25 protein-coding genes are annotated in these 26282 nt (G+C 72.8%); 11 read left to right on the plus strand and 14 right to left on the minus strand.

Annotated features, from left to right (window positions below; all coding sequences use genetic code 11):
• Positions 1-62 precede the first annotated feature (62 nt).
• The 3 genes from gndA to AC3EQ1_RS10020 form a co-directional block, all read right to left on the minus strand.
• Complete coding sequence (gene gndA, locus AC3EQ1_RS10010; protein WP_432093959.1) at positions 63-1505, minus strand: NADP-dependent phosphogluconate dehydrogenase; 1443 nt, start codon at positions 1503-1505, stop codon at positions 63-65.
• A gap of 443 nt (positions 1506-1948) precedes the next feature.
• Complete coding sequence (locus tag AC3EQ1_RS10015) at positions 1949-2422, minus strand: DUF5709 domain-containing protein (RefSeq protein WP_432093960.1); 474 nt, start codon at positions 2420-2422, stop codon at positions 1949-1951.
• A gap of 203 nt (positions 2423-2625) precedes the next feature.
• Entirely contained in the window at positions 2626-3687 is a 1062-nt protein-coding gene (locus tag AC3EQ1_RS10020) for an ATP-dependent DNA ligase (protein ID WP_432093961.1), read from the minus strand.
• Positions 3688-3765: 78 nt separating this feature from the next.
• Between AC3EQ1_RS10020 and ligD the strand changes: the two genes are divergently transcribed.
• From ligD to AC3EQ1_RS10040, 4 genes are all read left to right on the plus strand, one after another.
• Positions 3766-4770: a non-homologous end-joining DNA ligase gene (gene ligD, locus AC3EQ1_RS10025; RefSeq protein WP_432093962.1), complete on the plus strand. Its 1005-nt coding sequence runs from the start codon at positions 3766-3768 to the stop codon at positions 4768-4770.
• 88 nt (positions 4771-4858) lie between these two features.
• Positions 4859-5884: a PHP domain-containing protein gene (locus AC3EQ1_RS10030; RefSeq protein WP_432093963.1), complete on the plus strand. Its 1026-nt coding sequence runs from the start codon at positions 4859-4861 to the stop codon at positions 5882-5884.
• 338 nt (positions 5885-6222) lie between these two features.
• Positions 6223-8502: an MMPL family transporter gene (locus tag AC3EQ1_RS10035; protein ID WP_432093964.1), complete on the plus strand. Its 2280-nt coding sequence runs from the start codon at positions 6223-6225 to the stop codon at positions 8500-8502.
• A 223-nt stretch (positions 8503-8725) separates the two neighbouring features.
• The gene (locus AC3EQ1_RS10040) at positions 8726-9103 is read left to right on the plus strand and encodes an ATP-binding protein (protein WP_488187152.1); all 378 of its coding nucleotides are present in this window, start codon (positions 8726-8728) and stop codon (positions 9101-9103) included.
• A gap of 179 nt (positions 9104-9282) precedes the next feature.
• Here AC3EQ1_RS10040 and AC3EQ1_RS10045 read toward each other — a convergent pair whose 3' ends face one another.
• The 4 genes from AC3EQ1_RS10045 to AC3EQ1_RS10060 all read right to left on the minus strand — a co-directional run bounded on the left by AC3EQ1_RS10045 (position 9283) and on the right by AC3EQ1_RS10060 (position 12330).
• A complete protein-coding gene (locus AC3EQ1_RS10045) occupies positions 9283-10164 on the minus strand; it encodes an RNA polymerase sigma factor SigF (RefSeq protein WP_432093966.1) in 882 nt (293 codons plus the stop codon).
• Between the two features lie 132 nt (positions 10165-10296).
• Positions 10297-10818 (minus strand): ribonuclease FAU-1 family protein, encoded by a 522-nt coding sequence (locus tag AC3EQ1_RS10050; RefSeq protein WP_432093967.1) that lies wholly within the window; start codon positions 10816-10818, stop codon positions 10297-10299.
• Between the two features lie 249 nt (positions 10819-11067).
• Positions 11068-11514, minus strand: a complete 447-nt coding sequence (locus tag AC3EQ1_RS10055; protein WP_432093968.1) for a Crp/Fnr family transcriptional regulator — start codon at positions 11512-11514, stop codon at positions 11068-11070.
• Between the two features lie 195 nt (positions 11515-11709).
• The gene (locus AC3EQ1_RS10060; RefSeq protein ID WP_432093969.1) at positions 11710-12330 is read right to left on the minus strand and encodes a TetR/AcrR family transcriptional regulator; all 621 of its coding nucleotides are present in this window, start codon (positions 12328-12330) and stop codon (positions 11710-11712) included.
• A gap of 156 nt (positions 12331-12486) precedes the next feature.
• Between AC3EQ1_RS10060 and AC3EQ1_RS10065 the strand changes: the two genes are divergently transcribed.
• The 4 genes from AC3EQ1_RS10065 (at position 12487) to AC3EQ1_RS10080 (ending at position 16611) form a co-directional block, all read left to right on the plus strand.
• Entirely contained in the window at positions 12487-13362 is an 876-nt protein-coding gene (locus AC3EQ1_RS10065) for an ABC transporter permease (protein WP_432093970.1), read from the plus strand.
• Positions 13355-14140: an ABC transporter ATP-binding protein gene (locus AC3EQ1_RS10070; RefSeq protein WP_432093971.1), complete on the plus strand. Its 786-nt coding sequence runs from the start codon at positions 13355-13357 to the stop codon at positions 14138-14140. Before AC3EQ1_RS10065 ends, AC3EQ1_RS10070 begins: the two co-directional genes overlap by 8 nt.
• Positions 14141-14381: 241 nt before the next feature.
• A complete protein-coding gene (locus tag AC3EQ1_RS10075; protein ID WP_432093972.1) occupies positions 14382-15839 on the plus strand; it encodes a lipase maturation factor family protein in 1458 nt (485 codons plus the stop codon).
• Between the two features lie 223 nt (positions 15840-16062).
• Positions 16063-16611 (plus strand): ferritin-like domain-containing protein, encoded by a 549-nt coding sequence (locus AC3EQ1_RS10080; RefSeq protein WP_432093973.1) that lies wholly within the window; start codon positions 16063-16065, stop codon positions 16609-16611.
• A 145-nt stretch (positions 16612-16756) separates the two neighbouring features.
• Here AC3EQ1_RS10080 and AC3EQ1_RS10085 read toward each other — a convergent pair whose 3' ends face one another.
• From AC3EQ1_RS10085 to mreB, 3 genes are all read right to left on the minus strand, one after another.
• On the minus strand, positions 16757-17848 hold the full coding sequence (locus tag AC3EQ1_RS10085; protein ID WP_432093974.1) for a cation diffusion facilitator family transporter: 1092 nt from the start codon (positions 17846-17848) through the stop codon (positions 16757-16759).
• 139 nt (positions 17849-17987) lie between these two features.
• Complete coding sequence (locus AC3EQ1_RS10090; RefSeq protein ID WP_432093975.1) at positions 17988-19205, minus strand: D-alanyl-D-alanine carboxypeptidase family protein; 1218 nt, start codon at positions 19203-19205, stop codon at positions 17988-17990.
• 125 nt (positions 19206-19330) lie between these two features.
• Positions 19331-20362 carry a rod shape-determining protein gene (mreB, locus tag AC3EQ1_RS10095; RefSeq protein ID WP_351504003.1) on the minus strand — a complete coding sequence of 344 codons (1032 nt, stop codon included), beginning with the start codon at positions 20360-20362 and terminating at the stop codon, positions 19331-19333.
• A gap of 462 nt (positions 20363-20824) precedes the next feature.
• Here mreB and AC3EQ1_RS10100 point away from each other — a divergent pair, with 462 nt between their 5' ends.
• Positions 20825-21229, plus strand: coding sequence for a hypothetical protein (locus AC3EQ1_RS10100; RefSeq protein ID WP_432093976.1), 405 nt, complete (start codon positions 20825-20827; stop codon positions 21227-21229).
• A 293-nt stretch (positions 21230-21522) separates the two neighbouring features.
• Positions 21523-21951 carry an OsmC family peroxiredoxin gene (locus tag AC3EQ1_RS10105; protein ID WP_432093977.1) on the plus strand — a complete coding sequence of 143 codons (429 nt, stop codon included), beginning with the start codon at positions 21523-21525 and terminating at the stop codon, positions 21949-21951.
• A gap of 143 nt (positions 21952-22094) precedes the next feature.
• Here AC3EQ1_RS10105 and AC3EQ1_RS10110 read toward each other — a convergent pair whose 3' ends face one another.
• Together AC3EQ1_RS10110 and AC3EQ1_RS10115 are read right to left on the minus strand one after the other, a co-directional pair.
• A complete protein-coding gene (locus tag AC3EQ1_RS10110) occupies positions 22095-22865 on the minus strand; it encodes a M23 family metallopeptidase (protein WP_432093978.1) in 771 nt (256 codons plus the stop codon).
• 154 nt (positions 22866-23019) lie between these two features.
• Positions 23020-23538, minus strand: a complete 519-nt coding sequence (locus AC3EQ1_RS10115) for a hypothetical protein (RefSeq protein WP_432093979.1) — start codon at positions 23536-23538, stop codon at positions 23020-23022.
• Positions 23539-23820: 282 nt separating this feature from the next.
• Between AC3EQ1_RS10115 and AC3EQ1_RS10120 the strand changes: the two genes are divergently transcribed.
• Positions 23821-24504: a helix-turn-helix domain-containing protein gene (locus tag AC3EQ1_RS10120; protein WP_432093980.1), complete on the plus strand. Its 684-nt coding sequence runs from the start codon at positions 23821-23823 to the stop codon at positions 24502-24504.
• Positions 24505-24696: 192 nt separating this feature from the next.
• Here the strand turns inward: AC3EQ1_RS10120 and AC3EQ1_RS10125 are convergent, their stop codons facing one another.
• Both AC3EQ1_RS10125 and AC3EQ1_RS10130 read right to left on the minus strand, forming a co-directional pair.
• Entirely contained in the window at positions 24697-25092 is a 396-nt protein-coding gene (locus AC3EQ1_RS10125; RefSeq protein ID WP_432093981.1) for a VOC family protein, read from the minus strand.
• Positions 25093-25350: 258 nt separating this feature from the next.
• A complete protein-coding gene (locus AC3EQ1_RS10130) occupies positions 25351-25803 on the minus strand; it encodes an SPW repeat protein (protein ID WP_388847676.1) in 453 nt (150 codons plus the stop codon).
• Positions 25804-26282 lie beyond the last annotated feature (479 nt).

Here is a 26282-nt window from a genome sequence, read left to right on the forward strand (position 1 = left end):
CCCCCCCCCCCCCCCCCCCCCCCCCCCCCCCCCCCCCCCCCCCCCCCCCCCCCCCCGCCCCGTCAGTCCGTCTGCTCCTCGCTGCGGTCGCCGCCCCAGAGGGTGTGGAAGCTGCCCTCCCGGTCCGTCCGCCGGTAGGTGTGGGCCCCGAAGTAGTCGCGCTGACCCTGGGTCAGTGCGGCGGGCAGCCGGTCCGCGCGCAGGGCGTCGTAGTAGGCGAGGGCCGCGGAGAAGCCGGGGGTGGGCACCCCATGGCCCACGGCGGTGGCCACCACGGCGCGCCAAGCGTCCTGGGCGTTGCCGATCTCCTCGGCGAACTCCTTGTCGGCCAGCAGCGTCGGCAGCTGGGGGTCCGCGGCGAAGGCGGCCCGGATCCGGTCGAGGAACGCCGCCCGGATGATGCAGCCACCGCGCCAGATCGCGGCCACGGCGCCCTGGTCGATGCTCCAGCCGTACTCCCGGCCCGCCGCGCTGATCATGTTCCAGCCCTGGGCGTAGGACACGACCTTCGAGGCGTACAGCGCCTGTTCGACCTGGGCGGCGAAGCGCTCGGCGTCGTCCGCGCCCATCGGCTGCCCCGCCGGGCCGCGCAGCGTACGGGCGGCCCGGCGCAGGTCGGCGTGGCCGGACACCGAGCGGGCGAAGACCGCCTCGGCGATGCCGGAGACCGGAACGCCGAGGTCGAGGGCGGTCTGGACGGTCCAGCGGCCGGTGCCCTTCTGCTCGGCGCGGTCGGCGACCACATCCACGAACGGCTTGCCGGTGGCGGAATCGGTGTGGGCGAGGACCTCGGCGGTGATCTCGATGAGGTAGGAGTCGAGCCGGCCGGTGTTCCAGGTGCGGAAGGTCTCGGCGATCCGCTCCGGTTCATATCCGGCCACGCGGCGCAGCAGGTCGTAGGCCTCGGCGATGAGCTGCATATCGGCGTACTCGATGCCGTTGTGCACCATCTTCACGAAATGCCCGGCTCCGTCCGGACCGATGTGGGTGCAGCAGGGGGAGCCGTCGTCGGCCTTCGCGGCGATGTCCTCCAGCAGCGGGCCGAGCGCGGCGTAGGACTCGGTGGAGCCGCCGGGCATGATGCTGGGGCCGTTGAGGGCGCCCTCCTCGCCACCGGAGATTCCGGTGCCGACGAAGTGGATACCCCGGTCGCGCAGGGCGGCTTCGCGGCGGCGGGTATCCTCGAAGTGTGCGTTGCCGCCGTCAATGATCATGTCGCCGGCTTCGAGCAGGGGCGCGAACTCGTCGATCACGGCATCCGTCGGACCGCCCGCCTTGACCATGATGACCAGCCGGCGGGGCCGTTCCAACGAGGCGACGAAGCTCTCGGCGGTCTCGGACGGCAGGAAGGTCCCCTCGTGGCCGAACTCCTCGACGAGGGACCGGGTCCGGGCCGGGGTGCGGTTGTGGACGGCGACGGTGTGGCCGTGCCGCGCGAAGTTCCGGGCCAGGTTACGGCCCATCACCGCGAGTCCGGTGACGCCGATCTGTGCCAACGTGTCCATGCTCAACTCCAGAAGTGGTGGCGGAGCGTCCACGGTCGTCCGCCGTGGCCTCCGCTCGGGGACGTGCTCCGAAGCCCGATTGCTGCCGCGCCTCGCCCACATTCTGGCCGAAAGGCGCAGCCGCCGTTCGGACTGTGGATACGCAGGCGCGGGGTCCGGCGCTCAATCCGTTCGGAGACCGGCCGCGCGGGGCGGCTCGCTGGGTGTGCGGCGCTGCCCGAGCGCCGTAGCGGCAGCGTACGCGCCGGGTATACGGCCGGTGCGGGTACCCACCCGGTGCCCGGCTCGGCCCCACCTCTGCACGGTCCGGCGCCACGGGCTCCGCTGACCTCGCTCGGGGCGGTCGCGGCGGTTCGGGTGACCGGTCGGCAGTGCAGGTCGCCGATCGACAGTGCAGGTCGCCGGCCGGCGGCGCCGCCGGCCGCACCCGACGGGGGCCGCGGTCAGGCGCGTTCGGACGGTTCGCCCTCGGGGACGATGTGCACCGCGGCCTCCTCGGCCGATGCCGCCGCGCCGTCGATGCCGATGTCGCTGGCGACCATGTCCTTTTCCTCGTCGGAGTGGGCACCCTCGTCCGGCGCGACCAGCCGGCCGGCGCGCCGGTCGCCGACCTCCTCGTCCCACAACTCGCCGTCGCCGCCCGGCAGGTCCCCGATACCGTCGCCATCGGGCTCCGTCACGTCCGGCACTTCGTGGGCCAGCCGTTCCTCCAGCGGCTCACCCCGGTGCTGCTCCCCCGCCGTCGTGCCCCGGCTCTCCACCGCCCACGGGCTCTCCGGGGGCGAGTACCCCTCGTCCAGAACCTCGCGCACCCCGCGGTCCTCGAGCGTGTCCTCCGGCTCCAGCAGACCCGCGTCGTCCTGGACCTCGGATCCGTCCGGTTGATAGACCTCGTCGCCCATCATGTTCTCGCTCATCGTTCCGGCCTCGCTGATGTGTGAGCGGCGCGGCCAGTCGTGTCGGACCGCACGGTCACGACGCCTGTCGGGTCCCCCGCATCCAGCATCGCGCAGACCGCGCCCCGGGTCCACACGGGTCGGACGGGGTACGGGCACCGGCCCGGCGCGGTCCCCGCCGGGCAGGTGCTCCCGGTGCGTGGGGAGGGCGGAGGTGAGCCGGCTCAGCCGCCCAGGACCTCGGCGAGGTCGTAGCGGACCGGCTCCTCGAGCTGGGCGTAGGTGCACTCCCGCGGTTCGCGGTCCGGCCGCCAGCGACGGAACTGGGCCGTGTGCCGGAAGCGGTCCCCCTGCATGTGGTCGTAGGCCACCTCGACCACGCGTTCGGGGCGCAGCGGGACCCAGGAGAGGTCCTTCGTCCCCGTCCAGCGGCTGGGCGCGCCGGGCATCCGGCTGTCCGCGTGGGCCTCCTCGCTGACCCAGTCCGCCCATGGGTGCCCTTCGAGCGAGGGCATGCGCAGCGGCTCCAGCTCGGTCATCAGCTCTTCCCGGCGCCGCATGGGGAACGAGGCGCAGACGCCCACGTGCTGGAGCCGCCCCCGGTCGTCGTGGAGGCCGAGGAGGAGCGAGCCGACGACGGGGCCGGACTTGTGCAGCCGGTAGCCCGCCACCACGCAGTCGGCCGTCCGCTCGTGCTTCACCTTGGCCATGACCCGCTCCCCGGGACGGTAGCCGAGCGCGGGGTCCTTGGCGATGACGCCGTCCAGGCCCGCCCCTTCGTACTGCTGGAACCACCGCCCGGCGAGGTCGACGTCGTAGGTGGCGGGAGCGGTGAAGACCGGATCCGCCGCGAGGCGGAGCGCGTCGGTCAGTGCCTCCCTGCGCTCCCGCAGCGGGGTGTCCATGAGGGAGGCGTCCCCCAGGGCGAGCAGGTCGAAGGCGACGAACCCGGCGGGGGTGGTCTCGGCGAGGAGCCGTACCCGGGAGTCGGCGGGGTGGATGCGCTCCAGGAGGGCGTCGAAGTCGAGACGGCCGCCGCGGGCGATCACGATCTCACCGTCGGTGACGCAGCGCGGCGGCAGCTGGTCGCGGAGCGCGGTGACCAGCTCCGGGAAGTAGCGGGTGAGCGGCTTGCCCGAGCGGCTGCCGATCTCGACCTCGTCGCCGTCCCGGAAGACGATGGCCCGGAAGCCGTCCCACTTCGCCTCGTAGTGCATGCCCGGCGGGATCCTCGCCACCGACTTGGCGAGCATCGGCTTCACGGGCGGCATCACCGGGAGATCCATGATCCCGATTGTGGGCCCGGCCGGGGCGGCCCGCCCGCCGGGAGGCGCCCCGGCGGGCCGCGGCCTAGCGTGGCCCCTATGGGAGAGTCGGTGGAGCTCAACGTGGCCGGACGGCCGGTACGGCTGTCCAACCCCGGCAAGGTGTACTTCCCCGAGCGGGGTTTCACCAAGCTCGACCTCGCCCGCTACTACATGGCGGTCGGCGACGGGGTGCTGCGCGCGCTGCGGGACCGGCCGACGACACTGGAGCGCTACCCGGACGGGGTAGCGGGGGAATCGTTCTTCCAGAAGCGGGCCCCCAAGAATCTCCCGGAGTGGATCCCGACCGGCCGGATCTCGTTCCCCAGCGGTCGCCACGCGGACGAGATCTGCCCCACCGAGCCCGCCGCCGTGGTGTGGGCGGCGAACCTCGGCTGTCTGACCTTCCATCCGTGGCCGGTCCGCCGGGCGGACACCGAGCACCCCGACGAGCTGCGGATCGACCTCGATCCGCAGCCGGGGACGGATTACGAGGACGCGATGCGGGCCGCCCTGGAACTGCGGGAGGTGCTGCAGGAGCTGGGGCTGCGCGGCTGGCCGAAGACCTCGGGCGGCCGGGGTCTGCATGTGTTCGTGCCGATCGAGCCGGAGTGGACCTTCACCCAGGTCCGGCGGGCGGCCATCGCGGTCGCGCGGGAGCTGGAGCGCCGTGCGCCGGAGCGCATCACCACCAAGTGGTGGAAGGAGGAGCGCGGCGAAAAGGTGTTCGTGGACTACAACCAGACGGCGCGGGACCGGACGATCGCCGGTGCCTACTCCGTGCGCCCGCATCCGCATGCGCCGGTGTCGGCTCCCTTGCAATGGGACGAGGTGCCCGACGCCCGGCCGCGGGACTTCGACCTGGCCACCATGCCGGTGCGCTACGCCGATCTGGGCGATGTGCACGCGGACATGGAGCGGCACGCGTTCCGGCTCGAATCGCTGCTGGAGCTGGCCGCCCGGGACGAGCGGGACCACGGCCTCGGTGACCTGCCGTATCCGCCGGAGCATCCGAAGGCGGCCGGCGAACCGAAGCGGGTGCAGCCCAGCCGCGCCAAGCACTGAGGCACCGGCACGGCCCGGAGCCCCGTGGCGGCGCGGCCCCGAGCACCGTGGCGGTGCGGTGAGGGCGACGGGTGGAGAGGGGCGGACCGTGGACCCGGTGACGGCCTTGGAGACCATCGCGTTCCTGCTGGAGCGCGAGCAGGCGCCCACCTACCGGGTGCGGGCCTTCCGTACCGCGGCGGCGGTGCTGTCCGAGCTGCCCCCGGAGGAGGTCGAACGGCGGGCGGCCGCGGGCACCCTGGAGTCACTGAAGGGGCTCGGCCCGAAGACCGCGCAGGTCGTACGGGAAGCGCTGCGGGGCACGGAGCCCGCGTACCTGGAGCGGCTGCGCTCCGAGGCCGGAGCGGGGCGAACGTCGGGCGGTGAGGACCTGCTGGCGGCGCTGCGCGGGGACTGCCACACCCACTCCGACTGGTCGGACGGCGGCAGCCCGATCGAGGTGATGGCGCGGACGGCGGCGGCGCTGGGGCACGAGTGGGCCGCCTTGACGGACCACTCGCCGCGGCTGACGGTGGCAGGCGGGCTGTCGGCGGACCGGCTGCGCGAGCAACTGGACGTGGTCGCCGAGGTCGACGCGGCACTGGCGCCCTTCCGGCTGCTGACCGGCATCGAGTGCGACATCCTCCTCGACGGTTCACTGGACCAGGACGAGGAGTTGCTGGACCGGCTGGACGTGGTCGTGGCGTCGGTCCACTCGAAGCTGCGGATGGGACGGGCGGAGATGACGCGGCGCATGGTGCGGGCCGTCCGGAGCCCGCTGGTCGACGTGCTGGGACACTGCACGGGGCGGCTGCTGACGGGCCGTGGCCGGCCGGAGTCCACGTTCGACGCCGACGAGGTGTTCGCGGCCTGCGCCGAGGCGGGTACGGCCGTGGAGATCAACTGTCGGCCGGAGCGGCTGGATCCGCCGCGCCGGCTGCTGCGCCGGGCCGTGGAAGCGGGCGTGTTCTTCGCGATCGACACCGACGCCCACGCGCCGGGCCAGCTCGACTGGCAGATCAACGGGTGCGCCCGGGCGGAGGAGTGCGGGGTGCCGGCCGAGCGGGTCATCAACACCTGGACGGCGGCCCGGTTGCTCGACTGGACCCGGCACCGGACCCCGCCCTCCGGGTGAACCCACCGGTCCGCGGCCCCGCCTGGGTCGAGAGGTGCCTGCCGCCGCTCCTGGCTGTGGTCGTCCGGGTCCGCCCGCCCGGAGAGGGGGAACGCGGCGCTTACGCCGTCCGGGTGAGGGGCGCGGGCCGGCGAGGGCTCGGCGCTGCGGCCGGCCTCCCGGGCCCGGCCGACGGGACTACGGCACCCGGGTGACCCGGCCCGGGCCGGACCGGCCGACGTGAGCGGGGAGTTGACGGGTCCGCGGCCGTGTCTCCCGTTGCCGGGCCCGTCAGGTGGTGCAAACCTGGATGAACTTCACCCCGGGACGGTCTGCGCCGACCGCAGCAGGAGGCAGCCTTGCTCGCTCTCATGCACGGGATCGGCACCTTCGCCGTCCGCTTCCGCTACGCCGTGGTGGCCCTCTGGATCGCCGCGGCGGCGGTGTGCATCGCCATGTTTCCGTCGTTGACGTCGGTCGCCAACCCGGACAACAGTTCCTTCCTCCCCTCCGACACCGGCACCTCGCAGGCGCTGCGGCTCGCGGCCCCCTTCGTACCGCCCGGCCAGTCCAGCGCCACACTCGTCGGGGCCACCTCCCAGGGCACGCTCGACGCGTCCGACCAGTCGGCGTTCCGGGAGCTCCAGGCCAAGGTGGCGGGCCTGCCGCACGTCACCTCGGTGAGCGACCAGGGCCTGTCGACGGACGGCAGGGCACAGCGGGCCCTTGTGGTGGTGGATGTCGCCGCCGGCAGCCCGGAGGCGGGCGGGATCGTGGACGACATCCGGGGGGAGATCCACTCGTCCGACCCGGGCCCGGGCGTGACCGAGCATCTGACCGGGCAGCTCGCGGCCACCGTCGACAACCAGCGGGAGCAGGCCGACGCGCAGCGGCTGACGGAGATCCTGTCGAACGTCGTGATCCTGGTGATGCTGTACATCATCCTGCGGTCCGCCCTGGCGCCGCTGGTCACGCTGGCGCCCGCGGCGCTCGTGCTCACCATGGCGAGCCCGGTGATCGCGGAGGCGTCCGAGGCCGGTATCGACATCTCCTCCGTCACCCACCCCATGCTGACGGTGCTGCTGCTGGGTGCCGGTACGGACTACGGGCTCTTCCTGGTCCTGCGGATGCGCGAGGAGATGGAGAAGGGGGCCGCCCCGCGGGACGCGGTCGTCCGGGCCGTGGAGCGGGTCGGCGAGTCGATCACCTTCTCCGCGGGGACGGTCATCGGGGCCCTGCTCTGTCTGATGCTGGCCTCGTTCGGCCTGTACGCGGGCCTGGGACCGGCGCTGGCCATCGGTGTGGCGCTCATGCTGCTGGCCGCGCTGACGCTGCTGCCCGCCCTGCTGGCCATCTCCGGCCGGGTCCTCTTCTGGCCGCGGAAGCTGCGCGAGCACGAACACGACCCGGACACCGGCTGGATGCGGGTCGTCGACCATGTGCTGACCCGTCCGAAGACCACCCTGGTGGTCGGGGTCCTGGTGTTCCTCGCCCTGGCCACGGGGGTGTTCAGCTATCAGTCCGACGGGTTCGGCGGCACCACCAACGGCCCCAGCGGCAGCGACTCCGCCGCTGGGCAGCAGCAGCTCTCCGAGCACTATCCGCCCGCCGTCGTCTCCCCCACCTCCGTGCTCCTCGAGTACCCGGACTCGATCTGGACCGATCTGGCCACCGTGCAGGACGCCGAGAACCGGCTGGCGTCGGAGAAGTCGGAGTTCGCCTCGGTCAACGGGCTGTTCAACCCGAACGGCAAGGCTCTCTCCGTCCAGCAGCTGTCCACCCTGTACAGCGAGCTCGGTCCCCCCGGAAAGCTGCCCGCGACCCCGCCCGCGGGGACCCCGGTCTCGCCGGACCAGTACGCGGCGTACCGCGCCCTCTCCCAGTTCGTCAGCGGGGACGGCCGGACCGTGCAGTTCTACACCACACTCACCGCGGGCTCGCCCGAATCGACCGCGGCCATCGACGCGGTTCCGGGCGTCCGGGACGCGGTGACCGGGGTGCAGAAGGCGACCGGGGCCTCCGAGTCGGGGGTGAACGGCCTCGCCCCCGCTTCGTACGACGTCAGCACGGTCTCGGACGACGACCTCGAGGAGATCGTGCCGATCGTGCTGGTGCTCATCGCCGTCCTGCTGGCGCTGGTGATGCGCAGCCTGATCGCGCCGCTCTACCTGGTGGTGAGCGTCGCACTGTCCTACTTCGCGGCGCTGGGGCTCGCCGTCATCGTGTACATCGTGATTCCCGGTGCCTCCGGCATCGACTTCGTGCTGCCGTTCCTGATGTTCGTGTTCCTGATGGCACTGGGCGAGGACTACAACATCCTGGTGATGAGCCGGATCCGGGAGGAGGCCCACCGGATGCCGCTGCGCCGCGCCGTCGCCCTGGCCATGCACGCCACCGGAACGACGGTGACCTCCGCCGGGCTCATCCTCGCCGCGACCTTCGGGGTGTCGGCGCTGACCGGGGCCACGGAGGAGATCAAGCAGCTGGGCGGTTCGATCGCCATGGGCATTCTGCTGGACACGTTCCTGGTCCGGGTGCTGCTGGTGCCGGCCACCGTGATTCTGCTGGGCCGCTGGAACTGGTGGCCGTCCGCACTGTCACGACGGGGCCGTACGGAGCCGGCGGAGACCGCCGGATGAGCCGCGCCCCCGCCCCGTACGCCGCGGATCCGCAGCGCGTGTCCGCCGGGCCTGCCGGTGCCCTCCCCGAGGTGCCGGGCGGCGCGGGTGCAGGGGCCCCGACAGGGGTGTATCCGGAGGTGGCCGGTGTGCCGAGGCGACCGGTGCGCCGAAACGTGGGAGCGGAGATCCATGGATCTCCGCTCCCGGGGCAGACGACGAGCAACGGAGGAGGCGACAGCGGATGGTAGTGATGGAGTCCGATGAGGCAAGCGCCGCACGGGCGCGGCACGCCACGGCCGACTTCCTGACGAAGGTCTGTCCATGGGTGGATGCCGACGCCGTGATGCTGGTGGTGTCGGAGCTGGTGAGCAATGCGGTGAAGCACACGGCCGGGTGGTGGCGTCTGCGGGTGCAGGCCTTCCAGAGCCGGCTCGTGGTGGAGATCGACGACACCAGTGAGGTGCTCCCCGCCCCGCGCACCCCCAATCTGGACGGTGGCGGCGGCATGGGATGGCACATGGTCCAGCAACTCGCCACGCGGGTCGAGGTCCGGCGGCGGGACGAGGGCAAGACCGTCTGCGCCGTCTGGATGCGCGCCGAAGCGGCGCCCGGGCAGTGAGCCGGGCGGAACCGGTGGCGGGCGGTCCGCCACCGGTTCCGCCGTGCCGCAGGAACCTGTCAGCCGTGGACCGGCGTCGCACCCGCCCGGGAAACCAGCCCCGGGCCGACGCGGCACGTCCGCACCGACCCGGCAGGACCCACAGAAGGCCAGGCGGACGGCGCCCCGGCTCATGCGCCTCACTGCTGGGCGAGCAGCCCCGCGCGCAGCCGGGCCAGCACCTTCGACAGCAGCCGGGAAACATGCATCTGGGAGACACCGAGCTCGGCACCGATCTCCGCCTGGGTCAGCTCCGCCCCGAACCGCAGTTGCAGGATCCTCCGGTCGCGCGGCGGCAGATCCTCGACCAACGGCTTGAGGGCCTGCAGGTTCTCCACGCCTTCCAGCGCGGGATCCACATCGCCCAGGCGGTCGGCGTAGGTGCCGCCCCCGCCCTCGGAGTTCTCGTCCACCGGGACGTCGAGCGAGGCGGCCGCGTAGCCGTTGCTGGCCACGAGTCCTTCGACGACTTCCTCGGTGCTCAGTTCCAGGCGGTCCGCCAGCTCGGCCGTGGTGGGCGCCCGGCCCAGCGTGCGGGACATCTCGTCGGTCGCCTTGGCGATGTCCAGCCGGAGCTCCTGGAGCCGGCGCGGGACGTGCACGGACCAGCTGGTGTCACGGAAGAACCGCTTGATCTCACCGATGATGTAGGGCACCGCGAAGGTGGTGAACTCCACCTCGCGTGACAGGTCGAACCGGTCGATCGCCTTGATCAGACCGATGGTGCCGACCTGGACGATGTCCTCCATGTCCTCGGACCGGTTGCGGAACCGCGCCGCCGCATACCTGACCAGGGAGAGGTTGAGCTCGATGAGGGTGTTGCGTGCGTACTGGTACTCGTGGGTGCCTTCCTCCAGCTCGGTGAGCCGGCCGAAGAAGACCTTCGAGAGTGCCCGGGCGTCCTGAGGCGCCACCGACGTCGCGTCCTCGATCCACGGCAGGCCCGCGAGCGGCGCCTCGGCTGACTGCGAGGCTTCGCTCAGCTCGAGGCCGGCCGGACCGGTGGATGCCGTGCTGTTCACTGTGCCCTCCCTGTCTGGTTGCTTCGCTGGACGCTCGGCCGTGTACCCGGAGTTGGTGACTCCATACCTGCGTTTTTCCTGCTCGCCCGGTTGCGCGGCCGGCCGCCGCGGGTCCGCTGGAGGGCTCGGGAGTCAGTCCGTCCCCGCCGTCAGCGAAGCGAACCCTTCCGTGCGGGCGCGGCGTTCGAGTTCGTCGAGCGCGGCACGGGCCCTTGCCGCCGCGGCGGGATCGCGCTCCGGGAGACCGCTCTCCAGGAACTCGTCCTCGTCCAGCCGCAGGATCGTTCCGCCGTCCGCCGGCACCCAGAGGTCGAGGTCCAGGTCCTCCACCACGAGGGCGTCCGGTGCCACGACGGCCGGCCGGGTCACGTCGCAGTACCACCCCTTGAGGGTGCCCCCGGGCCCGCGCACCTCCTTGACGGCGTACCAGCGGTCGCGCCAGTAGTGCTCGGTGAACACATCGCCGTGCTCGAACCGGACGAAGCCGAAGTCCTTCGTCCCCGCGCCGGCCCAGGGGGCGCGGACCGTGACCCGGGTGCCGTCGTCGTGGCGGACGACAGCGGGATACCGGACGTCCGGACGCGGCTGCTTCACCAGCCGGACCGTCACCTCGCCGCCCACGGGCAGCGTTCCGGCGGTGTCAGGGGGGCTCATGGGAGGTCCTCGATCTGTGTTCAGGGCCGGCGGAGCGGCCGGCGGGCTCAGCCGTCGGCGACGGCGGTCACCAGCCTCGCCCGGGGAGGTGCACGCGGGCCACGGGTTTTCGCCGTGGGCGGGGAGCCGTCACGGGGCACCGGGCGCCGGCCCGGGAGAGGGAGACCGGAAGCGCGGGGACGCCGGCTCGCACAGCCCGCTGGACACATCCCGGTCAGCCCCTCGGGAGCCCGCGTATCCGAGGCTGGGCTAGATCGCCGAGTAGGGCGACAGATCCAGCAGCCGGGCGCGCGCGCCTTGCAGCCGGTGGGCCAGGATCTCCGCGAAGGTGCGCATCAGCACGACGCCCAGAGCCGTGTCCCGGTCACAGAGGCGGCGCACATCCATCCCGTCGAAGGCGTAGGCACGGACCGGGCTCAGCGCCTCGGCCCCGAAGTCCCACTCGTAGGGCGGGAAGAGCCAGGACCAGCCGAGCAGATCTCCGGGGCCCAGCGTGGCGACGGTGGCGCGGCGCCCGTTCAGCAGCGTGAGGTCGAGGGTGACCGCACCGGAGCGGATCACCCAGAACCCCTCCGCCCGCGCCCCTTCGTCGAAGATCCGGGCGTCCTGGGGGAACGAGACCTCGGCGGCCAGCTCCATCAGACGGTTGCGGTAGTCGGGCGGAAGGGCCCGCAGGAACCGGGGCGCAGTACTCATGGCCGGGACCCTCCTCGCCTCCGAGGCCCGCCGCCCGGCGTTCACCCGGTCGGCGTACACCTGGTACCCCCATTGGACCCATGTTCGACCAGGCGCGCCATCCCTGGGACCCGACAACCGGAATCCCGGCCGGGGCGCGGCGCGGCCACCGGAGCGGGTGGGGCCTACGGTGCTGGTGGGGTCAGGGAGTAGTGGTCAGGGAGTACTGCCGGCCTGCAGGGCGGCCGCCGACGTCCGGGCGAGGTGGTCGAGGTAGCCGTCCGGCAACGGGCCGCGGACCACGGCGAGACGCCAGTAGAGCGGACCGATGACGACGTCCAGCGCCAGGCGGGCGTCGGTGCCGGCGGGCAGTTCACCGCGGGCGACGGCGTTGCGGACGATCTCCTTGCCCGCCTTCTCCTGCGCCTTGCCGAGGGCGGACTGGAGGGTCTGCGCGATCTCGGTGTTGCGCGCGGCCTCGGCCAGCAGATCGGGCACGATCTGCGAGGCGAGCGGATGCTGGAGGGCCTGCGCCGTCGATCCGAGCAGGATCCGCAGGTCGCCCGGGAGGCTGCCGGTGTCGGGGACGGGGGTGTCCTGGACCGCGACGTCGGACACCACACCGATCACCATCTGCAGCTTGGAGGACCAGCGGCGGTAGACCGCGGTCTTGCCGACTCCGGCGCGGCGGGCGACGGCCTCGATGGACATCCGCCCGTAGCCCACGGAAGCGAGCTCCTGGAAGACCGCCGCACGGATCGCCGCTGTCACGTCTTCCTGCAGGACGGCTGCTCCGGCGGGGACGCGGCGGGGAATCGGCTTGTCCGCTGGTGGCATGGGCTCACCCTACCCGGCGTCACGACGAAACGGTTGCGTTGCGACGCACACTCCCCTACGTTGGCGACACGACGCAACGGTTCCGTCCCGTCGCGCATGGCCTCCATGACCTCCATGACGTCCTTCGCAGGAGCGACGTCCTTCGCAGGAGCTCCGATGAACGAATCCCCAGCCGCGCTCGCCGCGCGGCACGGCCTGGCGGTGAGCGGCGCCAGGCCGGGTCTGCCGGAGTACGTCCGCCAGTTGTGGGACCGGCGGCACTTCGTGGTCACGCTCTCCCGGGCGAGGCTGCACGCCCAGTACAGCCAGGCGCGGCTGGGGCAGTGGTGGCAGCTGGCGACGCCGCTGCTGAACGCCGCGGTCTTCTACCTGATCTTCGGGCGGCTGATCGGCACCCGGGACGGTGTGCCCGACTTCGTACCGTTCCTGGTGACCGGGGTCTTCGTCTTCGCGTTCACCCAGAACTCGGTGCTGTCCGGCACCCGGGCGATCTCGGGACAGCAGCGACTGGTCCAGACCCTGCACTTCCCACGGGCCTCGCTGCCCCTGTCGGTCTGTCTTCTGCAGTTGCAGCAACTGCTGTACTCGCTGGCGGTGCTGGTCGCCATCGTGCTGGCCTGGGGTGAGCGGCCGCGGGCCGCCTGGCTGCTGGCGGTGCCGGCGCTGGCCCTGCAGTTCGTGTTCAACGCCGGGCTCACCCTGGTGACGGCCCGGCTGGGCAGCAAGGTCCCGGACATCGCCCAGCTGATGCCGTTCGCCGTGCGGACCTGGATGTATGCCTCGGGGGTCATGTACAGCACCGATCACCTCACGGCGGGCAGGCACCTGCCCCGCTTCGTAGAGTGGTTGCTGAACCTGAATCCGGCAGCGGTCCACATCGACCTGATGCGGTACGCGCTGATCGACAGCTTCCGGGACGCGCGAGCGCTGCCGCCGCACGCCTGGGCCATCGCGCTGGGCTGGGCGCTGCTCGTCGGAGCCGGCGGCTTCGTGTACTTCTGGCAGGCGGAGGAGCGGTACGGCCGTGGCTGAGCAGAGCGACACCCCCGAGGCGCGGGTCCCCACGGTCATCGCGGACGGCCTGCACATCGTCTACCGGGTGCACGGCGGCGGCCGGGGCCGGGGCGGAGCGACCGCCGCACTGAGCCGGATCCTGGGCCTCAAGGGCACCCCCGGGATGCGTGAGGTGCACGCGGTGCGCGGGGTGACCTTCACCGCGTACCGGGGCGAGGCGATCGGTCTGATCGGGTCGAACGGCTCCGGGAAGTCGACCCTGCTGCGGGCCGTCGCGGGCCTGCTGCCGCCGGAGCGGGGCAGGGTCTACACCGACGGCCAGCCCTCGCTGCTGGGCGTGAACGCGGCGCTGATAAACGACCTGACCGGTGAGCGGAACGTCGTCCTCGGCGGCCTGGCGATGGGCATGACGGTCGAGGAGATCCGCGAGCGGTACCAGGGCATCGTCGACTTCTCCGGGATCAACGAGAAGGGCGACTTCATCACCCTGCCGATGCGCACGTACTCCTCCGGCATGGCGGCGCGGCTGCGGTTCTCGATCGCGGCGGCCAAGGACCACGACGTGCTGATGATCGACGAGGCGCTGGCCACCGGCGACCGGAAGTTCCAGAAGCGCTCCGAGGCCCGCATCCGGGAGCTGCGCAAGGAAGCCGGCACTGTCTTCCTGGTCAGCCACAACAACAAGTCGATCCGGGACACCTGCGACCGCGTGCTGTGGCTGGAGAAGGGGGAACTGGTCATGGACGGGCCCACCGAGGACGTCCTCAAGGAGTACGAGAAGCCGGGGTCCTCGTAGGGGGCGCCGGGTGCCGCGCGGGCTCACGGACGGGTGTCCGTCCCGGGGGCGCCGTGGCAGGTTCGAGTCCGGGGCCGTGGCAGGTCCGGGACCGGGGCCGTGGCAGGTCCGAGAACCGGGGCCGTGGCAGGTCCGAGACCGGGGCCGTGGCAGGTCCGAGAACCGGGGCCGTGGCAGGTCCGAGACCGGGGCCGTGGCAGGTCCGAGACCGGAAGGAACGAGAGCCCGAAGGGCAGGCGGCATGGAGTGGTCCACGGATTCCGGATACTGGCTCGGCCGGCTGGTCTTCCAGCGCGGGCTCGCCGCCCTCTATCTGGTGGCGTTCCTGGCGGCGGCCCGCCAGTTCCGCGCTCTGATCGGCGGGCGCGGGATGCTGCCGGTGCCGCACTTCGTGGCGCGGGTGCCGTTCCGGCACTCCCCCAGCCTCTTCCACTTCCGCTACTCCGACCGTCTCTTCGCCGCGGTCTCCTGGACGGGGGCGGCGCTCGCCGCGGCGGTGGCGGCCGGTGCCGCCGACGCGGTCCCGCTCTGGGCGTCGATGGTGCTGTGGGCCGTGCTGTGGGTGCTGTATCTGTCCATCGTCAACGTGGGCCAGATCTGGTACGGCTTCGGCTGGGAATCCCTGCTGCTGGAGGCGGGCTTCCTCGCCGTGTTCCTGGGGAACGCGGACACCGCGCCACCGGTACTCGTGCTGTGGCTGCTGCGGTGGCTGCTCTTCCGGGTGGAGTTCGGCGCCGGACTCATCAAGCTGCGCGGCGACCGCTGCTGGCGCGACCTGACCTGCCTCCACTACCACCATGAGACACAACCGATGCCGGGGCCGCTCAGCTGGTACTTCCACCATCTGCCGAAACCGCTGCACCGCGTCGAGGTCGCGGCCAACCATGTGGCCCAGCTGGTGCTCCCGGTGGCCCTGTTCACCCCGCAGCCGGTGGCGGGCATCGCGGCGGCCGGAATCGTCCTCACCCAGCTCTGGCTGGTGCTGTCCGGCAACTTCGCCTGGCTGAACTGGGTGACGATCCTGCTCGCGCTGCCCGCGATCGGCGGCGCGGTCACCGACGCGCTGTCGCTGCCCCGGCCTCCGGCACTGCCCCCGGCGCCGGCGTGGTTCGACGGCATGGTGATCGCCGCCACCGTCCTGGTCGTGGTGCTCAGTTACTGGCCCGCGCGGAATCTGCTCTCCCGCCGGCAGGAGATGAACCGCTCGTTCAACCCCCTGCACCTGGTCAACACCTACGGCGCGTTCGGCACCATCAGCCGGACCCGGCGGGAAGTGGTCGTCGAGGGCACGGACGAGCCCGAGCTCACCCGGGACACCGTGTGGCGGGAGTACGAGTTCCGGGGCAAGCCCGGTGACCCGGCCCGGCTGCCGCCCCAGTTCGCGCCCTACCACCTGCGGCTGGACTGGCTGATGTGGTTCGCGGCGCTGTCCTCCGCCTACTCCCGCTCCTGGTTCCTGCCGTTCGTCGAACGTCTCCTGGTGAACGACCCGGCCACCCTGCGGCTGCTGCGCCGCAACCCGTTCCCGGACGGCCCGCCCACCCATGTGCGCGCCCGGCTCTACGAGTACCGGTTCACCACCCGCCGGGAGCGCCGGGAGACCCGGGCGTGGTGGACCCGCACCCTGATCGGTGAGCACCTCCCGCCGGTCGCGCTGGACGAGCCGGACCGCGCCGCGCGCCCGGCCGGACCGCTGTGACCTGCGGCCGACTTTCCTGACCCACCGTCAGAGGGGGGCGAGGGGGCCGTGCCGGCGGTGGGCATGGGGCCGCCGGCGATGCGGGCCCGGCACCCGATACGGCCGCCCGGCTGAACCCCGGGGACAGGCGCGTGCGGGCCGGGCCCACCGGGTACCGCCAGCAAGCACGGCGATTCCCCCGGTGGCGATTCCTCCCTGTACGGAGAAGGGCGGCTGTACCGACATGGCAGAGTTTCTGACCGACATCCGGACCATCCGGGACCGGGCGCGCAGGGAGATCGACAAGGGACCGGTGACGGACGCGTACGGCGCCGACCTGAACCGGGTCATCCTGGTCCTCAACGAGGCTCTGGCCACCGAGATCGTCTGCACACTGCGCTACAAGCGGCACTACTACACGGCGACCGGGCTGTACTCCGAGCCCGTCGCGGCGGAGTTCCTCCAGCACGCCCAGGAGGAGGAACAGCACGCCGACAAGCTCGCGCAGCGCATCGTCCAGCTCGGCGGGGAGCCGGACTTCAACCCGGACACCCTCACCCGGCGGGCGCACGCCGAGTACGACGACAGTGCCGATCTGATCGAGATGATCAAGGAGAACCTGGTGGCCGAGCGCGTCGCCATCGCCGCCTACACCGAGATCGCCCAGTGGATCGGCGCCGGCGACCCGACCACCCGCCGGATCTTCGAGGAGCTGCTGGCCCAGGAGGAGGAGCACGCGGACGACATGCGGGGCCTGCTGGAGCGGATCCCGCGCGACCAGCCGGGCGTCTGAAACACCGACCGGGGAGCGGACGGGGCGGCGGGTCCGCGATCCCGGTGCCCCCGGAACGGCCCCGCGTGCCCCCGGAACGGCCCTGCCGCCCGGACTCCGCAGGCCCGGCCCTCCCCGCTGCTCCCCCCCGACCGGCACGGGACCGCTACCCTTCCGGCGCGCTGCCGGACGACACCGGGCCCGGCTGCACCGGGCCCGACGGCACCGGTTCCGACGACCCGGCGGCCGCCCGGTCGAGCGCCCGGCGCTCCCGGCGGGGGCGGGCCCGGTCGGCGGCCGAGGCGTCGGTGATGTCGAGGAAGATCTGGTCGCCCACCGGAAGCTGCTCCCGCATCGCCGCCTTGATGCGCTCGGAGGCCTCCTCGACCTCTTCGCTGTCCAGCCCGCCGACCAGGTCGATCCGGGCCGCGACCAGGGTGTCCTCCAGACCGAGCCGCATCGTCAGCACCGTGGTCACCGTGTCGACCTCGGGCTGTGCCTCCAGGAACACCCGCAGGTCGCGGCGGAGTGCGGGGGCGACGGCCTCACCGATCAACTGCTTGCGGGCGTCCTTGCCGAGCCGGTACGCCACGAACACCAGGAGGCCGCCGATGAGCAGCGAGGCCCATGCCTCGTACACCGGGTCACCGGTCGCCAGGTGCAGGGCCATGCCGACGATGGCCAGCACCACGCCGAGGCAGGCCGTGCTGTCCTCCGCCAGCACGGTGCGCAGCGCGGGGTCCATGCCCGCGCGGAGCTGCCGGGCCATGCCCCGGCCCGCCCGCCGTGCCTGGCCGCGGACCTGGAGCAGCGCCTTGGCCAGCGAGGAGCCCTCGGCGATCAGGGCCACTCCGAGGACGACTAGCCCTGCGGTGTAACCGGCGCCGGTCTCCTGCTCGGTGGCGTGCAGGGCCTCGATGCCCTGGAAGAACGAGAAGCAGCCGCCCATCACGAAGATGCCCACGGCCGCGAGCAGCGACCAGAAGTAGCGCTCCTTGCCGTAGCCGAACGGGTGTTGCTCGTCCGGTTGCCGCGTGCTGCGCTTCAGCGACGCCAGGAGGAAGACCTCGTTGAGGCTGTCGGCGACGGAGTGCGCGGCCTCGGACAGCAGCGCCGGCGAGTGGGCGAACACGCCCCCGACGGCCTTGGCGACGGCGATGACGAGGTTGGCGGCAAGGGCCACGAAGACGGTCGCTCTGGTTCTGCTGTCCTCGGCGCGCTGCCCGTTGGCGGCGTCGCCGTGCTGTGTTCCGCTCATCGCCGTCGGATTCCCGGGCACCGGCCCGCTACACGCCGGGCGCCAAGCGCCCGGCCGGGAACGGCGCACGCCCGGCCGGGAACGGCGCACGCCCGGCCGGGGGACGCCACACGCCCGGCCGGGGGACGGCACACGCCCGTCAGTACTCCCGGCTCCCGAGGGAGCGGCGGCGGGCGTACAGGGTCCAGGCCGTGCTGCCGACGACCAGGGTGCCGGCCACGGAGACGTACCAGGCCGTCGGGGGACGGTCGCGGGGCACGGTGGCCGCCGACGCCTGGCTGACCGCGGTCGCGGGGTCGTCGTGGACCGGACGGCGCACGGCGCGGGCCGCCGCGGCGGCCCGGTCGCGGTGCAGCGTGCCGACGGCGGAGACCTTGCCCGAGGCCTTGAATCCCCAGTCGAGCAGGGACTTCGCCTCGTGGTAGACGGCGTTGTAGCTGCCCGACTGCGGATTCATGACCGTCGCCAGCAGGGTCCGCCCGCCGCGGCGCGCGGCGACGACGAGGGTGTTCCCGGCGTGGCTGGTGTAGCCGTTCTTGACGCCGATCAGGCCGCGGTAGCGCTCGAGGCCGGGGGCGCCGACGAGCAGCCGGTTGGTGTTCTGGATGGCGAAGGTTCCGTTCGCCCTGCCGTCGGCCTTCCTGCCGGTGGGGAAGCGGGCGTAGCGGGTCGAGGCGTAGTGGACGAAGTCGGGCCGGGCCAGGCCGGCGCGGGCGATCAGTGTCAGGTCGTAGGCCGAGGAGACCTGGCCCGGGGCGTCGTAGCCGTCCGCCGAGACGACCCGGGTGTCGTACGCCCCGAGCGAGCGTGCCCTGGCCCTCATCTGCGCGATGGTGGTGCGCATCGATCCGTTCATGGCGGCCAGGGCGTGCACGGCGTCGTTGCCGGAGCTGAGGAACACGCCCCGCCAGAGGTCCGCGACGGTGTAGGAGTGGCCCGCCTGCACGCCGACGCGGCTGCTGCCCTCGCCGACGTCCGCGAGGTCGGCCTCGCTCACCTTGCGGAGCACCTGTTGGGGAAGCCGGGGCAGCACGGTGACGGCGAAGAGGGTCTTCAGCGTGCTCGCCGGGGGCAGCCGCCGGTGCGCGTCCTTCGAGGCCAGCACCTGGCCGGTCCCCGCGTCGGCCACCACCCACGACAGGCCCGAGAGGTTCGGGGGGAGGTGCGGCGCCCGGGCCGTGGGCCGTACCTGCACACCGGGCCGGCTCAGCCGTGGCCCGCCCACCGCGGCGGGTCTGCCGTGGCGCCGGCCCTCGTCGTCCGCGTGAGCCGGCGCCGCCGGGCAGGCGAGGGCCAGGCTCCCGGCGACGACCGCCAGCGCGGCGATCCGCGTCTTCAGTCCCGACTTCGTTCCCATGACTGCACCGTAAAAACGCTGTGGTTGGCGTGCCGCGCGTTCCTGCTCCATCCGGGGGCGACGGTCCGACGCACCGTCAGAAGCAGGGGGACGCGGACGGAATGACCGGGTGTCGATGGACCGGATCACATCGGCGCGAGCAGCTGCTGCTCGCCGGAGGGCATGGAGTCGGCGAGGCACCGTACGGCGCCTTGGAGCACCGAGGCCTGCGGCGTGTCGACCAGGTGGACCGACATGCCCACCAGCCGGCTCAGCTGTTCGGGCAGGCCGCCCAGCAGTGCTCCTCCCCCGGTGAGCACCAGCCCCCGTTCGATGATGTCGTCGGCGACGCTCGCGGGGCAGTGCCCGACGACGGAGGCGACGGCCTCGCCGATCCGCTTGATCTCCGGCACGGAGACCAGCAGCAGCTCGCCCACGGACAGCGTCGCGGACTTGGGCAGGTCGGTGACCCGGTCGCGGCCGCGCACCTCCAGGGAGGTGTTCTGCCGGGCGGCGGCGGCCAGGCTGAGGCCGATCTTGACCTCCTCGGCGGCCTCGGCGCTCAGCGTCAGGGCGTGCTCCCGCTGCAGATAGCCGATCAGGGCGGCCCCGAAGGAGTCACCGGCGGTGTGGATCGACTCCGCCGCGACCATGGTGCCGAAGGCGAAGGCCGCCACCTCGGTCGTCCCCGCACCGACGTCGACGATCATGGTGCCGGTCGCGTCCCAGACCGGTACACCGGCTCCGATCGCCGCCAGGGTGGACTTGGGGATCAGCCGGACCGAGCGGGCCCCGGCGATCTCGAAGGCCTCCTGCACTGCGCGTTTCTGCACCTCGGTGGCCTGGGCCGGTACGCCCGCCACCACCCGGGGCGGCAGCCAGGAGCGCAGTCGGCCGCGGCGTTGCTGCCCGATGGCGTGCCACAGCAGCCGGGTGGTCGCGTCGAAGTCGGTGATGACGCCCCGGCGGATGGGCGCGACCGTCTCGATGGCCGGCGGTGTGCGGCCCGCCATGCCCTTGGCGGCGTCGCCGACCGCCACGATCTTCCCGGTGCGGGTGTCGACCGCGAGGACCGAAGCGCCGCGGAACGAGGTGCCCCGCGGCCCGTGCACCCGGGTGCAGGACGTTCCTAGGTCGACGGCCAGCTGGGTGGCCCCGAGAGCCTGGGACAGAGCCATGGAGAGTCCTTTCGCCCTGGTGTCCGGTCGGTGTCCACACTCGGCCCCGGACCGGCGGGATCAGTCGCACCACCCGCCGCACTCCCTCGAAAGGGTGCGACGAACGGGTTGTCATATCCGCCGTCCAGCGGTGACGGATGTACCGCGGCGGGGGTACCGGCGGATCCCCCGGAGAGGGCGTGGCTCAGGGGCGGCGGCCAGTGCCACCGGCCCGGTTTTCCCCCCGGCGCTCGTGGAGCCGGCCGTGGGCACGACGGTCCGGCAACCGGCCCCTGCCACCGGCCACGGCGTCCCGGAGGCGCGTGACCGTACCCGCCGCGCCCGGGCACCGGCCGGCGCAGCGGGCGGGTCCCGGCGCGGGCCGGCCGCCGACGGAGAACCGGCCGACAGCGTGGGAGCGGGCCCTCCGCCAACGGCGGGACTGCGGTTGCCCCCCGGTGGCGGGCACTGAAACATCCTCATATGAACGCGATGCGTGCACTGATGTCCCTCGCGGCCGCGGGCGGCGTCCTCGGGGCGGCGCTCGGCGCCGCCCAGGTCACGGCCCCCGCCGACGCCGGGACACCCGTGCACGGTCCCGCGCCCGCCCCCGCGCCGCCCGCGGCCTCGTTCGACTACGGCGCCGGGGCGCTCACCGAGTCCCTGGCCGCGCCCCGGGCAGGGATCTGCTACGCGCTCGGCAGCACCCGGTCCGCGACCGCCTTCCGCAACGGCAGCGAGCTGCGGGCCGAACTCTTCCCCGAGCCCGGCTGCGCCGGACGGCCCGGCCCGGTGCTGGACCCCGGGCGGTCGGCCACCGGTGTCGCGCCCCGGTCGAGCGTGGTCTTCGTCGTGGGAGGGCGGGACCGGCCGGCCTCGGGAGGCTGACGGCCGCTCCGGCCGTTCGTCAGCCCGGCCGGGCGCCCGACGCGCCGGGCGCTTCCCGGCTCTCCCCGCCCGTCGGGTGCACCGGACGGGCCGCGCGTGCCACCGGCGCCGTGCCGGGGCGACCGGAATCGTGTACACCGGCACGCCGGTCCGCGCGCTCCCCGCGGTCGGGTCCGGCCGCCCGGGGCCGTACGTACGGCGCGTCGGCGCCCCACCGGGCCGGTCCCGGGCGGACGATCGGGCTGACGGTCATCCGCACACCGAGGGTCATCCGCACACAGGAGGATTACATCGTGGCCACGACGCGCACCGCCCACACCGAATGGGAAGGCGAACTGATCAAGGGGTCCGGCGAGGTCACCCTCGACTCCTCGGGAGTCGGGCACTTCCCCGTGACCTGGGCCTCCCGCGCCGAGGAGCCGGAGGGGAGGACCAGTCCGGAGGAGCTGATCGCGGCCGCTCACTCCAGTTGCTTCTCCATGGCTCTGGCCAACGGACTCACCAAGGCCGGTACGCCGCCGACGACACTGCGCACGCAGGCCGAGGTCACCTTCCAGCCGGGCACCGGGATCACCGGGGTGCACCTCACGACGACCGGCCGGGTGCCGGGGGCGGACGAGGCCGCGTTCCAGGCGGCGGCCGAGGACGCCAAGGCGAACTGCCCGGTGAGTCAGGCCCTCACGGGGACCACCATCACCCTCACGGCGAACCTGTCCGCCTGAGCGCGGCGGTGCCGCCACCCCCGGGACCGGGGGCGGCGGCACCGCCGTGACCTCGCGGGGAGGCCGCCGTGACCTCGCACGGAGGCCGGCGGACCTCATGCGGAGGCCGGCGGGATTCGGCGGAATCCGCGTGCATCCAGCGGTCAGAGCAGTATCCCCTTCGCCTCCAGATAGGCCGCGGGGTCGAGGTCGGAGCCGTAGGCGGTGGAGGTCCGCACCTCGAAGTGCAGGTGCGGGCCGGTGGAGTTGCCGGTGTTGCCGGACTGCCCGAGCAGGGTTCCGGCCTCCACCCGCTGCCCCTCGTGGACCGCGATCTCGGAGAGGTGGGCGTAGAGCACGTAGTGCCCGTCGTCCAGCTTCACCATCGCCATCAGGCCGTAGTCGCCGGCCCAGTCGGCCTGGGTGACGACGCCGGAGCCGACGGAGTGCACCGAGGTGCCCACCGGGACGGCGAGGTCGACACCCGTGTGATGGCCGGCGATCCACTCACCGGGGATGCCGTACTCGGCCGACACGGCGCCGACGGCGACCGGCCTGACCCAGCCCCGCAGGTCGTCCTCCCCGGTGTCCACCTGCCACTGCGACTCCTGTGCCGCCTCCTCCGGCACCTCCGACGCATCCGCCAACTCCTCGACGACCTGCTCGGACTGCTCGGACTGCTCGGACTGCTCGGACTGCTCCTCCTGGGGATCGTCGTCGCCCGGCTCGGCGTCGTCACGGCCGGTACCGGCGGCGTACGCCACGCGGTCGGACCCCGGCCGGTGGGCCGATGCCGGGTGTTCCGTCGCCGCCCAGGCCGTGCCCGACGTCGGGACGATGCAGAGCGCGCCGAGCAGGGAACCGCATATCAGGTGCCGGACCAGGGGAGATGGCGGCGGGGGATGCGGGGCCCGGTGCTGGTCTTCCGTGCTCACGGGGGTGTCCTTTCTGTCTTCCGTACCAGGAGTGCTGTCTCGGTTTCGGGATCCGTCGGCGGCTGGACACGCCGCGGGCCCCGTATCCCGGCCGACCGCCATGCGGCCATGCCGGGATACGGGGCCCGCGGTTGTGGTCATGCCCGACGGGAGGTCAGGCGCCGTTCCGGTTCCGCTTGCGCGTGATGAGGACCGTGGCCGCGCCACCGGCCACCAGCAACGCCGCACCCCCGGCGATCCCCAGGCCGTTCACCCCCGCGATGCTGCCGCCCTCACCGGCGTCGGAGCCGCCCGTCGCGCCGCGGCGCACGGTGAAACTCGCCTCCGCCGACGACCCGCCGCGCTCACAGCGCGTGCGGACGTGGTATGTCTGCCCCACCCGGGCCCGGGGCGAGACGCGAGCGGTCCCCACGAAGTTGCTGCCGCCCTTGTCGCGCAGGGTCACCGACCGCACGAACCCCTCGGACGACGCGACCACCGACCGCTCCCGGCAGCCGCCCCGCTGCACCAGCGTCACCTCGCCCCCGGGTGCGGGGAACCTCGGGGAGACCGACAGCGTCCCGCGCCCCTCCCCACGGCCTCCGTCCTCGGCGGCGGCGCCCACCGCCGAGCCGCCCACCGCCACAACACCCAACAGCGCGACCCCCACACACCGACGCACAACCGCACCCATCACCCAACACCTCCGGAACGCCCGCATGCGGAACCTCGCCGTCCGCACAGGACCATCACGCACCCCATGCCACCCCCACGGACCGTCAAGCGCACACGCCGGACCGCCGTTCCCCTCCCACCAACGGCCCACCGAGCGGCCGTTCCGCATGTCAAAACCGCAGGCCACACAGGCCCGCACAGCACCGCGCACAACCACCCCGCCCCCACGCCCCAATGAGTGACCACTCTCCTCCGGACCGGTGACACACCGGCGGGGTCCGCGAGGTGTGATGCTGGAGGGGTGTACGAGGAACGGTTCTCCCGGACGGCCGGCGCGACGCTGTGGACCCGTACGGCGGACGGCACGCCGCAGCGGGTCCTGCCCGACGGCTGCACCGACCTCATCGTGATCGGCGGAGAACTGGTGGTGGCGGGCCCGGACACCCGGGCGCATCTGGCCACGGGCCTGCCGGGCACCCGGTACCTCGGCCTCCGGTTCGCTCCGGGGCGGGGGCCCGCGCTGCTGGGGGTGCCGGCGGACGAGCTGCGGGACCAGCGGGTGCCGCTCGGTGCGCTCTGGTCCGGCCGGGAGGCCCGGGTACTGGCGGAGCAGGTCGTCGAGGCGGACGATCCGGCGGAGGTGCTCGCGCGGATCGCGGCGGACCGGCAACGGACGAGTCCGCCGCCCGACCCCCTGGTCACCGCGCTCGTTCCGGCGCTGCGGGCGGGGGAGCCGGTCGCGGCGGTCGCCGCGGCGGCGGGACTCGGTGAGCGGCAGCTGCGACGCCGCTGTCTGACGGCCTTCGGGTACGGCCCAAAGACCCTGGCCCGGGTGCTGCGGATGAACCGGGCGCTGCGGATGGCGCGCGACGGCGTTCCGTACGCCACCGTCGCGGCCGCCGCGGGCTATGCGGACCAGGCGCACCTGGCGCGCGAGGTCAAGGCCCTCGCCGGGGTGCCGCTGAGCGAGCTGCCGGTCCGCTGAAGCCGACGACGCGCCGGCGGGCGGCAGCCGACCGTCCGTGGCGGACCGGCGCCACGGCCGGCGGCCGGTCCGCGGGCGGCGGGCAGCGGGCAGCGGGCAGCGGGCAGCGTGAGCAGTCGACGGACCGTGAGGCCGGACGCCGGACGGTGAAGCCGGACGCCGGGCCGTGCGGCAGGGCGGGGGACAGTGGGTTCAGTCGGCGGACAGCGGCGCGAAGAGGTCCACGGCGTGGCCGTCCGGGTCGAGCACCACGGCGTAGCGCTGGCCCCAGAACGCGTCGAAGGGCTTCAAGTACCCCTCGTGGCCCGCCCCGACGAGCGCGGCGTACGACACGTCGACGTCGTCGGGGCCGTCACAGGCGAAGGCCAGGGAGACGCCGTGACCCCGCGGGGGCGTCCATGCGGGGTCGAAGGAGCGGATGGTCTCGGTGGTGTCCCAGGCGATGCGCAGGCCGCCGGGCAGCGTGGCCTCGACGTGCGGCTGGGTGTCGGCCTCGGCCGGGATGTCCAGGCCGAGGCGGCGGTAGAAGGCGAGCGACGCCGCCATGTCGCTGACGACGAGGCCGATGAGGTCGAATCGTGGAGTCATACCGGCACCGTAGGCAGCGGGCGGTGGAACCGTCTTGAACGAATCGGACGTCCAGCCGCGCAAGTGACTCCCGCCCCGGTCGACGCGTCACGTGACGTCCGGGCCGTGGCACGTTCCCGCGGAGCGGCCGAGGCGGAAACGGGCCGAGGCCGGTGTCGGTGCCGGGCCCCGGACACGGGTGAGCGGCAGTCGCCGGCGACTGCCGCTCTGGATGGCGAGGAGGACACCGGTGGGGTGGCCGGTGCCCTCGCCGCCGGGTCAGGCCGTGCGGCTCTGGGACCTCATGGTCCGCATCACCGCTCCCGCGGCGAGCAGACCGAGCAGGCACACCACCGCGCCGACGATCACGTTGTTCCAGATCATCCCGGTGTCCGGGAAGCGGGTGACCACCCAGGGAGAGATGATCAGCCAGACGCCCATCGCCGCCATGGCCCAGCTCATCCCACCGATCCTCTCCGGTGCGACGGCCAGCCCGATCCCCAGCAGTGCGACAGCGATGCCCAGAACGAGATTGTTGAGGGTCAGCTCGGGCTCTGCGCCCGTGAAGTGCACGACCCAGGGAGAGATGGCGCAGTAGACGCCCGCGAGGAACGCCAGCCCGTCGAGGGCTCCGGCGTCCGGTCCCTGGAGCATGCGCGCATACCGGTCCCGCATTTCATGTACATCAGGGTGACTCGACAGGTCACCGGGACGGTGCGAGAGGTCGGCCATGCGACTCGCCTCCTTCGATCCTCCATCTGTGAACTCGCCAGCCGACATCAGGCGAGCAGTACCATTGTGCGCTTTCAAGTGCTTTGTGCATAGATGCCTGTCACAAGATGAATTGGACCGCATGATCCTCGATCCGGGCGGTGAAAGAGCGGGCCGGACGGCCGGTCGATTCCCCCACCGTGCGGGTGACCCCGGCAGGAAGTCTGAGCCGACTCCCCCATGTCGAGCAGGACGTCGACGACGACTTCCGGCAATCCGAGCGGCCGCGCCCTCCCTCACCGCCTCATGGCTCACGGCTCACGGCTCACGGCTCACGGCTCACGGCGTTGACGGTGACGGTGACGGTGACGGGTCGGCCCGGTCACCTGCGCGATGCGGTCGAGCCGACATCCATTGCGTGACAATTATATTGCGTATCTCTAATATTGCGCCACACAAACAAATCTGGACGTGGAGGCGACCATGACGGCGGAGGCGGC

It is taken from the genome of Streptomyces sp. bgisy100, assembly GCF_057709105.1.